The sequence below is a fragment of the Rhizobium acidisoli genome (assembly GCF_002531755.2).
GTDB lineage: Bacteria > Pseudomonadota > Alphaproteobacteria > Rhizobiales > Rhizobiaceae > Rhizobium > Rhizobium acidisoli.
The window spans coordinates 599,391-613,256 of record NZ_CP035000.1 but is presented as its reverse complement, the minus strand read 5'-3'; the positions used below and the strand labels follow the sequence as shown (position 1 = coordinate 613,256).

Here is a 13,866-nt window from a genome sequence, read left to right as displayed (position 1 = left end):
TGCCTCCTTACCTGTATCACGACCTCGCGTGCCTGGCTTCCGGGCGAAAATCCCGACGCCTGCGAATCGACCTTGGCTGGCGCAAGACTATCACAATGATGATCTGTTCGGGCTGTAGCCGGCCGGACGAGTTGAAACATGGCCTGCGACTAGCGCAGTTTCGCCAAAGACATAAGCGCAGCCTTCACCGTCGCAACGCCGGCTCAGCTCCCCACCACATGGGCGAGCTTTTCCGGATTGCGCACGAGATAGACCGCAGCAACCCGCCCCTCGGTATCGAGGTCGATGGCCATCACCGTGTCAAGGCCGACCTCGGAACTGATCAGCATGCCGGCGCCGCCATTCACTTGGGCCGGTCCGAAACGCCATCCGCCATCCGGCTGCTTGCGGGCGATGTGCATGAGGAAATTTGCAACTTCCATCGGGCCATGAAGAACCCTGAGCGCCGCGATCACCTTGCCACCGCCGTCCGAGATCAACTCGATATGCTCGGCCAGTGTGGCGGCAAGAGCGTCGACGGAATCGCTCTGCACAGCAGCGCCGATCGCCATCAGCAGCCGCTCAACGTCGGCAGGCCGCGCCGCAAAGCGTGGCCGCCCCTCCTTCACCGCCTGCCGGGCCCGCGAGGCGAGCTTGCGGACGGGGGCGGGCGAGCGGTCGAGCGTCTCGCCAACCGTTTCGAAATCCATGCCGAACAGGTCATGCAGGTAGAAGGCCGCGCGTTCGAGCGGCGACAATGTCTCGAGCGTGCGCATGACGGCGAAGGAGATGTCGAGCTCGCGGTCGTTCGGGCTCTCCGCCTCGACCATCGGCTCCGGCAGCCAGGGCCCGACATAGGTCTCCCGCCGCGCCTTCAGCTGCCTCAGCCGATCGAGCGCGGCATTGGTGACGAGGCGGGCGAGCCACGCCTCGCGGTCGCGGACACCTTCGCTGGCGAGGAGCTTGATGGAGGCTTCCTGTACGACGTCCTCAGCGTCGGTCACCGAACCGAGATAGCGATAGGCGAGCCGCACCAGCCGGCGGCGCAATGCCTCCGGCATCGGCCCGACATCCCTCTCGTTATACGCTTTCATGCGACCTCCCGAAACTCAGCCGGCAGCAAGTCGCAGCTCAGTGCCGCGCCGATGCCCCGCTTCAAGCTGGGGTAGAATTGGCCAGCAGCGACGGCGGAAGCAAGGCCCCAGAGGCCCTTTTCCCCGAAGCGATACCGCGCCGCCTCAATCATGTCAGCAAGGTCGAACGAGTTGGTGAGAACGGCTGCCGCATAGTCCGCGACAAGCCGCATGTCGGCATCCGCCGAACCCGGCCGGGCGATCGAGGCGAGCTGGCGTGCGCTGACGCCGGCTTCCTCCGCCATGCGAACCACCAGCATGGCGCAGGGCCCACATCCGGCCGTGCGCGCTGCGACGAATTTCGCAGCATAATAAGGTGCGGCCGGCAGGCCGAAACGCTCCTGCGTGAAGGGTGTGAGCAAGGCGAGCTTGGCAAATCCGCCCGGGCTCAACTCGGCCAGATCCTCCATATAGCCGACATCATAGTCATAACGCGCGCCGAATTTGCGCGCGGCATTCCGAAGGAGCCGCCTAAGCATGGGAGGGCCTCCGCACAAACACGGCAAGCGGCATCAAGGCCGGCACGACGATCAGGGCGATATCCCGCACGGCATGGGCCGGACCGGTTCCATGCAGCCCATTTCGGCGAGATGCAGCAGCGCATGGCCGAGCAGGAGGACGCTGGCAACCGCGACCAGAGGCCGTGCAATCGCCGCATACCGGCTCGCCATGCCGAGCGCGCAGCCGGCGGTCAGAAAGCCAAGGCCGATATCGCGAATGAAATGGGAATTGAACGGGCCTGTCTCGGTGACACCCGGTATGACGCTATACCAGAGCTGCGGTGCAGCCAGCATCAGCACCCCGTTGAAAAGCTGGAGGACGGAAAGGGCAAGAAGTAGCGGTCGCATGAAAATCTCCTTCGCTCATATGACGAAGGGAGAGGGAAAATGTGACATGTCCGTGCCGGAAATTAGACTTGCGCTCCTGCGGCAAGAGCGAGTTCACCACCAATTGCTGTCTGATTATTGCCGACGGCTTTTGCGGGTCACTCCACCTCCAAGTGCCGACTTATAAACCACGTCAAACATTGCGCGCGTTGCGGTTCTCGGCTTGCTGCAACCGGCTCTTGTCTTGATCGAGGATAGTTCATATTGACTAGTGTGCCGGCCACTCAAAAAACGAGTTATCCATGGCTTTCGTCTCTCGCCTGCGTTTGCTCGTTGCCCTCAGTGGCTGTCTTTTCTCAGCGGCCTCCCATGCGCAATCCTTTGATTGCGGCAAGGCGCAGTCCGCCATTGAAAAGGCGATTTGTGCCTCCCCTGCCTTGATTGCTCAGGACACTGCCTTGGCAGCCTCCTATCGGCAGGCATTGGCGGATCTCAACGGCGACCCGACAAGGGTGAACGATCTACGCCAGCAACAGCGCCGCTGGTTGGCGGACCGCAATAAATCCTGCGTAGACGCCGATCCGGTCCGGCTGTCGGCATGCCTGGCTACAAGCTATCAAAAGCGTCTTGCGGCGCTTGCGGCGGCGGGCGCTTCTCCCATCCAGAAGCCGGCAGAATCCGCCGTCGACCCCGCGCCATCAATAGCACCGACGACACAGCCTGCAGCGGCACAAGAGACATCGGCACCGGCGGCCGTCGCAGCGCCTCAACCCGCGCCCGTAAAAGCGCCGCCCCGGCTCGTGTCGCAGCCGCATTTGGCCTCGGATCAACTGCCTGCGGATCAGGATGGCAGCACCTTGCTGACCGTCGACACACCAGGCCATATCACCATCCGCACGCAGAGCGCCTCCGGTGTGGCGCTGCAGCTTGTCGACATGATCGCGGGCCCCGGGGACCGCATGGGCGCCGCCGGGGTCAGTGACGGGCGGATCGATGCCCTGCTCGACAAAGGCACCTACAAGGTCCGTGTATTCGGCGCCAAGGGAGCCGCCGGCGACGTCAAGCTCACCGCGCAAGCCTATCAGGAGCTTGAACAGCCCGACGCCGCTTTGACCTCGCCCACCCCGATCCATGCCGATCTCAGCGACCTGCAGCAAAGATCCTATTGGATCGACATCCCCGATTCCGGGCGCGTCGATATCGAGGCGGTCGGACGCTCGCTGCAGGATCTGCGCTTGTGGCGAAACGGCACCGATATTGCCGATCTCTCGCCGAAAATGTCGATCTTCGAACTGAAGCCTGGCCTCCCCATGACCCGGGCGACGCTGACGGGAACGGTCGAGGCCGGCCGCTATCTCGTGACGGCCTATGGCGGCCAGAAGCTTGTCTGGACCAATTCGGACGCCGCAGAGCCATTCCATATTCGCACCGGCACGCAGCTATCGCTGGCTGGGGGGATTGCCGAAAATGTCATCGGACCTTTCGGCTCGATCCGTTTCGAGGCGCCGGCAGATCTCGATACCTTCCGTCTGGAGTTGCCGCAATCGGCGCCGGCGGTGCTCCGGGCCGGTCGGACTTCCGACACGGCGACGGCTTTTCAGAGTGCCGTGATCGATAAAGCCAGCCGCGAACCGACAGCCACGCTTTCGCTTTCGACGGACAGCCAGCCGAGCATTGTCGAAATCTCAGGCTATGAAGGCCAATCTTTCCAGCTTCGGGGGCTTCGGTTCGGCACCGAGACCCAATTTAAAGGCTCGGTGGCCAATCTCATCAGTCTCGACATTGCCGGCGAAGGCGGCGATGAAATCCCGGCGACGGCCCTGCTGTTGCGCCAGGACCGTGGTGGCAAAGCCACGATCGTCGCGTCCGACCTGCCTCATCTCGGCCCGGGCCAGGCTTGGCGGCGGCGTTTCAATTTGCGCGGGCCGACGTCGCTGCTGTTCGAGATGACGCAGGCTGGCCAGATCGCGGTCCGCACCGCAGGCGTTGCCCTGCATGCCGACATCAGCCCGGTTCTGGTCGGCAATGCTCCGCGCGCCGATGGCCGCAATGCCGATCGTTTCGACCTGGACGCCGGCTATTACCTGCTGCGCCTGCTGCCCGACAACAATGCCGCCGGCATCGTCGACCTCACCTTCGGCACGCCGGGCCTAGTTCCACCGGTCCAACCCGCCGCTCCGGCGCGCACCACCATTTCCTTCGGCATCCGGGAAGCCGAAAAGGCCACGCGCTACCAGATCATCACCAATGCCGCCCCCGGTCTGCTGACGGGACCTCGTGCCGTGGCCTTGCCCGCCGATCTGCAGCTGCGGCCACTGGCGCTCTGGCAGCCCGCCGATGCCTCGGCACAGCCGCAACCCCTGCCGGATCAGCCGATATCCAATATGCCGGCGCCCGTGCCGCAGGCCAAAGGTGCTGCGAATGACGATGCGAACGCCCTGTCGCGGCCGGCATCACCCGCGGATCTGCAGATCGACGTCCACGTGCCTCCAGGCGGGACGATCGCCGCCGTCGACATGCACAATACATCGGTCGCTTTTGCCACGAGCAACCAGCGCGTCGACGCAAAGGGCCGGACCTTGACCTTGCGCTTCCCGGCTCCCGCCGCTGCCCGCTCGATCGTCGTCAGCTGGCAGCCGGATGCTGCTGCGGCGCAAAAGATCGCATCGCCGACCCCCGCATCCCCATTGATTGCCGGCCAACCCCAGTTTCTCGATCTTGCCGAGAACGCGGAGAAATCCTACCGGCTCGAGGTTGCGGAAGGGGGGCTTTACCGCATCGAAACCCTTGGCCGTTTGCAGACATCGCTGCGCCTTGGCACGTCATTCCTGCCGGAACTGGGGGAAGCGTCGAACAATGGCGATGGCCACAATGCGCTGCTGCAAACCTATCTGCGCGCGGGAACCTATCAGATCGACCTTTCCGTACAGAATTCCTCCGGCCATCTTGGCGTTGCCGTTACGCCGGCCTCGCTTCCGACCGCGGCAACCCTGGTCGCCGACGGCACCAGCCGAGGCATTCTCTCCGGCGGGCGCGGCGCCATCGTGCCGATCGAGATAACACATGCGGGATCTTATCAGCTTGATCTCTACTCCCTCGGCGAAGACCTTACCGCTCGCCTCGAAGATGCCGAGGGATGGCCGCTCACCGCGCCGGGCCCCCTTTCCAGTCTTAGTCAGGATTTCACGCCGGGGCATTACCGCCTCGTGATCCTGCCGCGCGACGTCGACACGCGGTTTGTCGCACGGCTAAGACCCGTCATCGACCCGCCGCAGCTGCAGGGCCACGGACCGCATCCGCTGGCCTTCAATCAGAGCCAGGCATTTCAGTGGCGCGAGCCTCAGGGCAAGGGCGAGACACGCGTTCCCGACAGCTGGACTTTCGATCTTTCGGCTGATGCGGACATTAGCATAGACCTGACCGAAGGCATGATCGGCACTCTGTTTCGCGACGACAAGGAGCAGATCGCCCGATTTGTCGCCGCGCCCCAATTCACCGGTAAATTGAAGGCCGGGCATTATCGCATCGACCTCACGAGCCTCGCCCATGATGACCGGCTGGATTATCAGATTTCCCTGAACACCAGCGATTTGCAGCCCGGCGAGGCGCGCTTCGTCAACCTGCCGGCCGAGCTTTCCTTCAATGTCGAGACGGACCGTGTCGTCAGCCTCGGCACGTTCGGCCGCAGCGAGATCAAGGGCGTGCTGAAGGACGAACATGGCGCCGTCCTCGAACGCCTGACGGGGCGCAGCGATGATTGGAACATTGCGCTGTCCACCCGTCTGCCGGCCGGATCCTATACGCTGGCTCTTGATCAGGCGGCAGCATCCGGCACGGCCGGCAGCCAATCGGACGATAATTCCGACGATCAGGAAGCCGACGGCGATGACCAGCAGGCAGGCGACGATCAGCCCGATCTCGGGCATATCGAGGTTCAGTTCGCCCTGCCGCAGGAGCAACCGCAGCCGGCGCTCGCCGAGAACGGCACCGCCTCCGTCAACGGCGCCTCCGTCTTTACTTTCCCTCTGCCAGGCCCCTTGCCGGCCAATGCGAAGGATCGGCTCGCGCTGGTCGCGGCGCAGTCCACCAGCGATCTGGTGCTCTCCGTCGAAAAACGAGACGCCGACGGCGGCTGGAAGCCGCAAGCCTTTGCCCATGGCCGCACGCCCTTTATCGCCTGGCCCGCTTCCGAGGGGGATGCACAATGGCGCGCATCGGTCTGGACCCTCGATGGTGGGGCGGCACCCATCAAGATCGCCGCGCGCAGCATCGCCGGCGATATGCGGGAGCCCGGCGATATCGCCTTGGAACCCGTGGCCATCGACGGCCTCGATCTCTCCCTGAACGTTGCTCTCGCGCATGCGCCGTCGGCCGGCCTCGTCGACCTCGGCCTTAGTGCCGATCTGCTTGCGGGCGCAAGTGCCGATCGCCCGCTTACGGCCGCTGCATCGGGGCTTTTTGCTCCGCAATCGGATCGTTTATGGCTGGTCTCCCGTGCCGCCGGCCATGTGCGGGTGAACCCTGCACAGCCCGATGCAGAGATCGCGCTGACGCTTTCGCCGGGAGATCAGGCGGTGATTCCAGCCATCCCTGCCTTGCCGGGTAAGGTTCGATTGTGGCGTGCGGATTCGGCCTTCGGCCAGCCGGGCCTCACGGCCGGACGCGGCATGGGCGTCGGCCTCAACAGCGCGGTCGCCCTCTCCGATAACCAGGATCTGCATATCTGGAACGCCGCAAGCGATGAAAGCCTGCAGATGCGGCTCAAGCCGATCGATGCGGCCAAACTCGAACCTGTGCAGCTGAACGGCACCTTGACGACGACGGTTCCAGCCTTCAGCGCGCAGCCGGTAAAGCTGGCGACAGGGGTGAAACGGCTGACCCTCGACCTGGCGCCCGGGATCGCCGTCGTCTCCGCCCCCTCAGCCTCCCAACTGTTGAACGTCTGGTCGGGTGCCGCTCCCCTGTCGCGCAGCATCGCGACGTCGACTGAGGAGATCTGGCTCGTCAATCTGACGGGTGATGCCGGCTCGGCGCGGGTCAGCCTGTCACCCGGGCAAGCCGTTACGCTCGGCAACGATCAGATCAAGCGCCGGTTTTTCGGGACGGCCGGATCGGAAGAAATCGCGGTTGATGCCATGAAAGGAGATGTCCTGAACGTCTCCGGCGGCGCGGCGACCTTTATCGGAGCCGACGGTCGGGTCTTGCGCGGTGAGACTCTTTCCGTCTCCGGACCCGGTCAGCTGATCGTCGATCACGGCGCCGGCCTCGTGGCGCTGTGGCTGGAACGTGGCGGCAAGTCGCCCTGGCCGAAGCCCGAGCCAAAATCCTTGGCCCTGCCGCAGAGCGTGACGCTTGAGGGTGAGGCCATGGCCTTCCGTCTTAACCCGGCCCAGCCGATGGTGCTCGACGTCAGCACCGACGCACCCGTCATCGTCGGTCTGGAGCAGGATGGTCACCGCGACATGCAGCTCTTTCCGACGGGAGCGGAGTTCCACCGCTATCTTGCGGCGAGTGAGGCGGTCCTGACGCTCTATTCCACGCATGAGGGCCCCTTGTCGGGCAGCCTGGACATGACGGTGACACCAGTCGTCCCGGTCAATGACGGCATCGGAGCCCCGGTCGTGCTGGCACCGGGCGCCACGGCCCTGTTCGGCTTCGAAGTCAAAAATAGCGGCGCTATCGGTGTCGGCCTGCGTTCCGATCCTGACCTTGCCATCGGCCGGCTGCTGGATGCCAAGGGACAGGCGCTCGGCGAAGGCGTCAATCAGCTCAAGCAGCTTGCCCCAGGCTCTTACCTCCTGGAAGCACGCGCACCGGCCGACGCGCCGACACTCATCGTCAGGCCTTCGGTGGTTGGATTGTCGCCACCGCCCGCGGGCCCGCCGCCCGAAATTATCAATGATTATCTGCAGCGTGCCGGTTTGAAGCCCACGGGATCGAAGTGAAACCAATGAAAAAGATCGCATTTCTCATTGCCCTCGCCCTTGCGTCTTCAACGCTGATCTCAAGCGGTCACGCACAGCAAGGCGCTTCCTCGCCGGCACTGGATGTCCTGCAGCGCGCCGACGGCGTCAAAATCGTGCCGGAGAGGTTTTTGCGCGCCTATGATCCCGTGACGATTTTCTTCGCCACGGATACCGGCCCGGCAACCGGCGGCCCGGAAGATTCGCCCGAGCGTTTCGTGACGATGGAACCGGCTGCTCCAGGTGCCTGGCAGTGGGTCGGCCCGCGCGCGCTGCAGTTCAGGCCCGCCGACAAGTGGCAGCCGCTTGCCCGCGTCAAGGTCAAGATGCTGGAACATGACAAGGGTGCCGGCGGCGAGACGGAACTGATACCGCTGCTGCCGGTACCTGTAGCGACGGTCCCGGCTGCAGCCGATGATCCCGTCAACGAGCTTGACCAGATCACCTTGACCTTTGCCGAACCCGTCGATGTCGCGGCGCTGAGCCGCCTGCTGTCGATCGAGCTGCGGCCGGCGCCCGGCATTGGCGACGAAGGCGGTCTGATGTTGGGGGCGCAGGATTTCGATATCCAGCCGCTTGAACGCAACAGCCGCGGCGACCAGCAATCCTACGTGGTGAAGCTGCATCAGAGCGTACCCGATGGCCGCGTCGCCATCCTGCGGCTGAAGCTTGCCGACACGCCTGATTTCAGCGATCAGACCTTTGAATTGCGCGTGCGCACCGCCGTGCCCTTCACCATGACCAGTTCCGATTGCGGGCGGGGCTTCGACGCCAGCACGAGCGATGGCATTATGCGCTGCACCTCCAACGCCACAGTCAGCGATGACAGCGCCGCGGTCGATGATGATGGCAACGCCGTCGACAATGCCGATGCAGCGCCGGCCGCTCGCCAGGGTCGCGGCCTGATCTTCCGGTTTTCGAGCAATCCGGTGGCCGGGGAACAGTTCTCGGTCCGGGACGCCTTGCGCATTTCTCCGCCGGTGGACGATCTGACGGCGGAAGCAAGCGATGGGCGTCTTTATATCAATGGCCGCTTTCTCACCGACAAGGTCTACACGCTCGATGTCTCTGCCGGCGCCTTGACGGATGACCGCGGCAGACCGCTGGCTGACGGCTTCGGCCGGAAATTCGCCTTCGCGCCGGAACAGTCCTCGCTTATCTGGGATGCGTCGCAGGGTGTGGTCGAGCGTTTTGGCCCGCAGCTCGTGCCGTTGCGCGGGCGCGGTTATGACAGGGCCGATGTGCGCATCCACGCGATCGATCCGCTGTCGCGCGATTTTTGGCCTTTCCCGCAATCCGGCCTCGATACGGATGACGACGAAGCACCGCCGCTGCCCGGCAAGGAGCCGCAGAAATGGGCCGACGGCGATGAGATTTCAGCCGATGCGATCCAGGCACGCGTCAAGGCGCTCGGATCACCTGCTATATCCGAGTTCGTCGACCTGCCGATTCACAAGGGCGGCGTCGACACCAAATTCGGCCTGGATTTGAAATCGCTTTTTGCCCGGATTGCCGGCGCCGACCAGCCCGGCACCTATCTCGTCGGCCTGCGCGCCGTAGACAATCAAACCCGCCATTGGCTTCGTGTGCAGGTCACCGACCTGACCTTGAGCGCGGTGGAGGAACCGGACCGGGTCCGCTTTGCCGTCACCTCGCTTGCCAGCGGCAAGCCGATGGATGGCGCGCAAATTCGCCTCGACGGTTTGCGCGACGGCAAATTCGTCACGCTCGCGACAGGCACGACAGACGCGCAGGGCTTCTATTCCTGGGAGCTGCAGAAGCGCGCCGACGCGAAGATCCGGCGCGTCATCGTAACTAAGGGGCTGGATACTCTGGTCGTCGACCCCGATCATGCCCCGGCCCAATATGCTGAGGACAACTGGACCAAACCCTCGGCGGCCTGGCTGGATTGGACGACCAATCCCACGGAAAGCCGCACCGAGCAGAGCCGCACCCTCTGCCACGTCTTCACCGAGCGGCCGATCTATCGACCGGAGGAGCCGGTGCATATCAAGGGATATGTCCGAAGCTACCTCGGCGGGCACCTGACGCTGCCTGCGCAAGGCGGCCAGATCGTCATCACCGGCCCTGACAAACAGGAGTGGCGCGTACCGGTGCGGCTGGACGCATTCGGCGGCTTTTACCACAAATTCGACGCTGAGACGCCGGCAACCGGCGATTACGAAGTTCATTTCGAGCCGGGCGACACGGCGGGGGCTACGGACCAGTCTCAACCGGCGCAGACATCCGGTGAGGACGGGAATGCCGACGGCCAGGCGAATGACAACACGACCGATGAGGCGCAGCCAGGCGACAGCCAGGCCGACACTGCGGAGACCGCCGAGAGCGACAGCAGCGCCGCGAGCCCGGCCGACAATACGGTCCAATGCGGCAGCATCTCCTTCAAGAAGGAGGCCTATCGCCTGCCGACTTTCGAAGTCGTGCTCAACAATCCGCAGACCGTGCCGCTCGATTCCTCCTTCAACGTTGACCTGATCGCGCGCTATTTCGCCGGCGGGCTGCTGGCGGATCGTCCCATCCGCTGGCGCGCCGTGCAGTATCCCTATAATTGGACGCCGCCTGGCCACGAAGGCTTCCTTTTTTCGACGGATTCCCGTTACTCCGGCGGCAACGAGTTCAAATCCTCGCCCGCGCTGGAACGAGACGGCAGTACCGATGCCGGAGGCGCCTCGCGCATCAGCTTCGACACGACGATCGAGCCGACGGCGCAACCCCGCCGCTATATGGTCGAGGCGACCGTGACCGGCGACGACGATCTGCAGGTGCGCAGCATCACCACCGTCAACGCCGTTCCGCCCTTCGTGCTTGGCTTGAAGGTGCCGCGCTACGTGCCGACGCCCGGCGCCATCGAGCCTGAGATCCTGGCTGTCGACGGCAATGGCGATCCCGTCGCCGGGCTGGAGATGACGGCGCGCCTGATCCATCGCAACTGGACGTCGACGCTGCAGGCGAGCGACTTCAGCCAGGGTTCGGCGAAATACGTCACGCAGGTCATGGACGAGACCGTTCTGGAGCGCAAGATTACCAGCACCAGCGAAATCCAGACCCTGGCGCTCGAGGCAAAGGACGCGGGCGTCTACGTCGTTCAACTCGAGGCCAGCGACCGGATCGGCCGCCGGCAGCAGGTGAGCGTCGACTTCTTCGTCGGCGGCACTACACCGGTCACCTGGGCGCAGCCGCCCGCCCGCACCGCGGTCGTGACCACTGATAAGGACAGCTACATCCCCGGAGAAACCGCCAATCTGCTGATCCAATCGCCCTTCCAGACGGCCCGTGCGCTGGCCGTCGTCGAAGAGCCCGAGGGAACGTTCCACTATGATTGGGTCGATATCACAGATGGATACGGCCACTATGCGGTGCCGGTCCGCAAGGAATATACGCCCGATATTCCCGTGCACTTCCTCATCATGCGCGGCCGGCTGGAGACCCGCATCCCCTCGCCGAACGCGCCCTTCGACCAGGGAAAGCCTGTCACGATCGCCGCGACGAAGACGGTGACGGTCAAACCGGTGAAGAACACCGTCGCGGTTACCTTGGATTACCCGAAGAAGGCCCGCCCCGGCGATGAAGTGGAGGTCACGCTGCATCTCGCCGACGATACCGGGCAGCCGATCGCCGGCGAGGCCACCTTCTGGATGATCGACCAGGCCGTGCTGTCGCTCGCAACAGAACAGCCGCTGGATCCGCTGCCGAATTTTATCGTCAAGCGCCGATCCACCATGGCGCTGCGCGACACCCGCAATATGGCCTTCGGCATCATTCCTCTGGACGAGGTGCCGGGCGGCGACGAGCGGGAGGAATGGGGCACGGACAACAATATCTCCGTCCGCAAGAATTTCACGCCGGTGCCGATCTATCTTCCGGACGTGAAGGTCGGCCCGGACGGCATTGCCAAGATCAAGGTGAAGCTACCGGACTCGCTGACCGTCTTCAAGCTGCGCGCCAAGGCCGTCAGCGGTCCCGACCGCTTCGGATACGGCACCGGCGAAATGCTGATCCGGCAGGAAATCGTCGCTCAACCCGCCCTGCCCCGCTTCCTGCGTTATGGCGACCAATTCGAGGCCGGCGTCATTGCCCGTGTCGTCGAGGGCGGTGGTGGCGCCGGTGCTGCATCCATTGCTTCCGACGGATTGACGCTGGAGGGCAGCAAGGATCTTTCCTTCGCCTGGGAAGAGAACAAGCCGGCTCACATCGGCATTCTCGCCGAGGTGCCCGAGCCAAAACCCGGCAAGGAGGACGTGCGGCTGCGTTTCGGGGTCGAGCGCCTGGCCGACCACGCCAGCGACGCCGTGGAAATCACGCTGCCGTTGAAACCAGACCGCATCCCGACCAAGCATTACGAGATCGTCGAAATCCCGGCGGGCGGCTCGAAAACGCTGCCGGCGACGGAGGAAGACGTGCGTCCCGGATCGTTTCAGCGTGCGATGACGCTGACCTCCGATCCGGCATTGGTGAAGCTTGTCGCCGGCCTCAACACTTTGGTGGAATCTCCCTACGGTTCCACTGAGCAGCGGATATCGCTGGCCTCCTCCGGCGTCGCCTTCAAGAGTTTCGCTCCCATCCTGGCAGCGGTGAAGCTTGAGAAGCGCATAGACGGCGATGTGCACAACACCGTGCTGGCAATCGGCCAAGCGGTCGATGCCGATGGCCTTGTCGGCTTCTGGCCGCACAGCAAGGGCAATGTCTCGCTGACGGCCTGGGCCTATTCTTTCCTGGTCGCGGCCGATAAAGCGGGAGAACCCACCGACAAGGCTTTGACGGATCGCCTTGCGAGCGTGCTGAAACTGTCGCTGCGCTCGGATTATCCGCATCTCATCAGCGGTGACGAGGTTCGCGAACGGGTCGAGGCTCTGACGGCTCTCGCCGAAGGCGGCGGGCTCGACCCTGCCTATACGGCCGAACTTGCCCGCTCGGCCGCCTTGATGCCGAATGTCAGCGTGGCCAGAATGACGGCGGCGGCAGCTGGTGCACCCGATGCCGACCAACGCCTTGTCGGTGGTCTCGCCGACACGATGTGGTCGCGCGTGCGCATCCTCTCTCGCAACGGTCAGCTGGTTTATGACGGCCAAGCCGAGGACGGAGGCAGCCCGATCATCCTGCCTTCGGAAACCCGCAGCCTTGCCGAAATGGTGCGCGCGGCGGCTTTGACCTCGCAAACGGATCCGCGTTATCCCGCCTTGAAAAACGCCTTGCTGCAGCTCGGTAAAGGCGATGGCTGGGGCTCGACCAATGCGACGTCGGCTGCGATCCGCGCGCTTGCGGCCGCCTGGCAGAGGCCGACGACGCCCTTGCCGTTGACGCTGGCTCAGAGCGGCAATGTTCAGAATCTGACGCTCGACGCCAATGCCCCCGTCTTGCGACAGGTCACCCTGGATCCGAGCGCAGTTACCATCCAGAATACCGGAACGACGCCTGCTCTCGCGCTGGTGGAGACCACCTATCTCTCCGCCGAAGCCGGCTACACCGCGCAAGCAGAGAGCCAGGGTTTTGCTCTTACCCGCACGCTCTACCGCGTCCCCGCCGGCAATGCGCCGCTGGAGAAGCTGATCCCCGATGCCAAAGGTGCGATCCAGCTCAAGGTCGGCGATGTGCTGGAGGAACGGGTCGAACTGGTCGTGTCCGAGGATCGGACCCATGTGGCGCTTACCCTGCCGCTGGCCGCGGGGCTGGATCCGCTCAATCCCAATATCGCCACTGCTCCGGCCGAGGCTACACCGGCAATCGCGCCGAGCCTGCCGACCGATTGGGTCTCCTACGGTGATGATCAGGTGTTTTGCGCGTCCGACAGGCTTCCGAAAGGCAACTACACCTTCGCCTATCGGACGCGCGCCTTGATCCCAGGTTCGTATACGCAGCCGCAGGCCTTTGCCGAAACCATGTACCAGAAGGGCGTGCAGGGAATGAGCGCTGCCGTGCAGATCGTCGTGGCCAAGTAGGCCACGC

General features: G+C 64.1%; 5 protein-coding genes and 1 pseudogene. 3 read left to right on the top strand and 3 right to left on the bottom strand.

The window, feature by feature from the left end:
• Positions 1-203: 203 nt before the first annotated feature.
• From sigJ to CO657_RS28465, 3 genes are read right to left on the bottom strand one after another with little or no spacing between them, the layout of a single operon-like run.
• Positions 204-1,073: an RNA polymerase sigma factor SigJ gene (sigJ, locus tag CO657_RS28475; protein WP_054185427.1), complete on the bottom strand. Its 870-nt coding sequence runs from the start codon at positions 1,071-1,073 to the stop codon at positions 204-206.
• Positions 1,070-1,591, bottom strand: coding sequence for a carboxymuconolactone decarboxylase family protein (locus tag CO657_RS28470; protein WP_054185426.1), 522 nt, complete (start codon positions 1,589-1,591; stop codon positions 1,070-1,072). Before CO657_RS28470 ends, sigJ begins: the two co-directional genes overlap by 4 nt.
• Positions 1,592-1,642: 51 nt before the next feature.
• On the bottom strand, positions 1,643-1,960 hold the full coding sequence (locus CO657_RS28465; RefSeq protein ID WP_054185425.1) for a hypothetical protein: 318 nt from the start codon (positions 1,958-1,960) through the stop codon (positions 1,643-1,645).
• Between the two features lie 281 nt (positions 1,961-2,241).
• Here CO657_RS28465 and CO657_RS38315 point away from each other — a divergent pair.
• From CO657_RS38315 to CO657_RS28455, 3 genes and pseudogenes are all read left to right on the top strand, one after another.
• A pseudogene (locus tag CO657_RS38315) lies at positions 2,242-2,565 on the top strand (lysozyme inhibitor LprI family protein); the annotation flags it as partial.
• Between the two features lie 231 nt (positions 2,566-2,796).
• A complete protein-coding gene (locus CO657_RS28460; protein ID WP_245293026.1) occupies positions 2,797-7,884 on the top strand; it encodes a hypothetical protein in 5,088 nt (1,695 codons plus the stop codon).
• 5 nt (positions 7,885-7,889) lie between these two features.
• Positions 7,890-13,859 carry an alpha-2-macroglobulin gene (locus CO657_RS28455; RefSeq protein WP_054185423.1) on the top strand — a complete coding sequence of 1,990 codons (5,970 nt, stop codon included), beginning with the start codon at positions 7,890-7,892 and terminating at the stop codon, positions 13,857-13,859.
• The last annotated feature ends 7 nt before the right edge of the window (positions 13,860-13,866 follow it).

Coding starts and splice junctions, on each gene's coding strand:
- sigJ (WP_054185427.1), bottom strand. CDS start 1,073: ATGAAAGCGTATAACGAGAGGGATGTCGGGCCGATGCCGGAGGCATTG.
- CO657_RS28470 (WP_054185426.1), bottom strand. CDS start 1,591: ATGCTTAGGCGGCTCCTTCGGAATGCCGCGCGCAAATTCGGCGCGCGT.
- CO657_RS28465 (WP_054185425.1), bottom strand. CDS start 1,960: ATGCGACCGCTACTTCTTGCCCTTTCCGTCCTCCAGCTTTTCAACGGG.
- CO657_RS28455 (WP_054185423.1), top strand. CDS start 7,890: ATGAAAAAGATCGCATTTCTCATTGCCCTCGCCCTTGCGTCTTCAACG.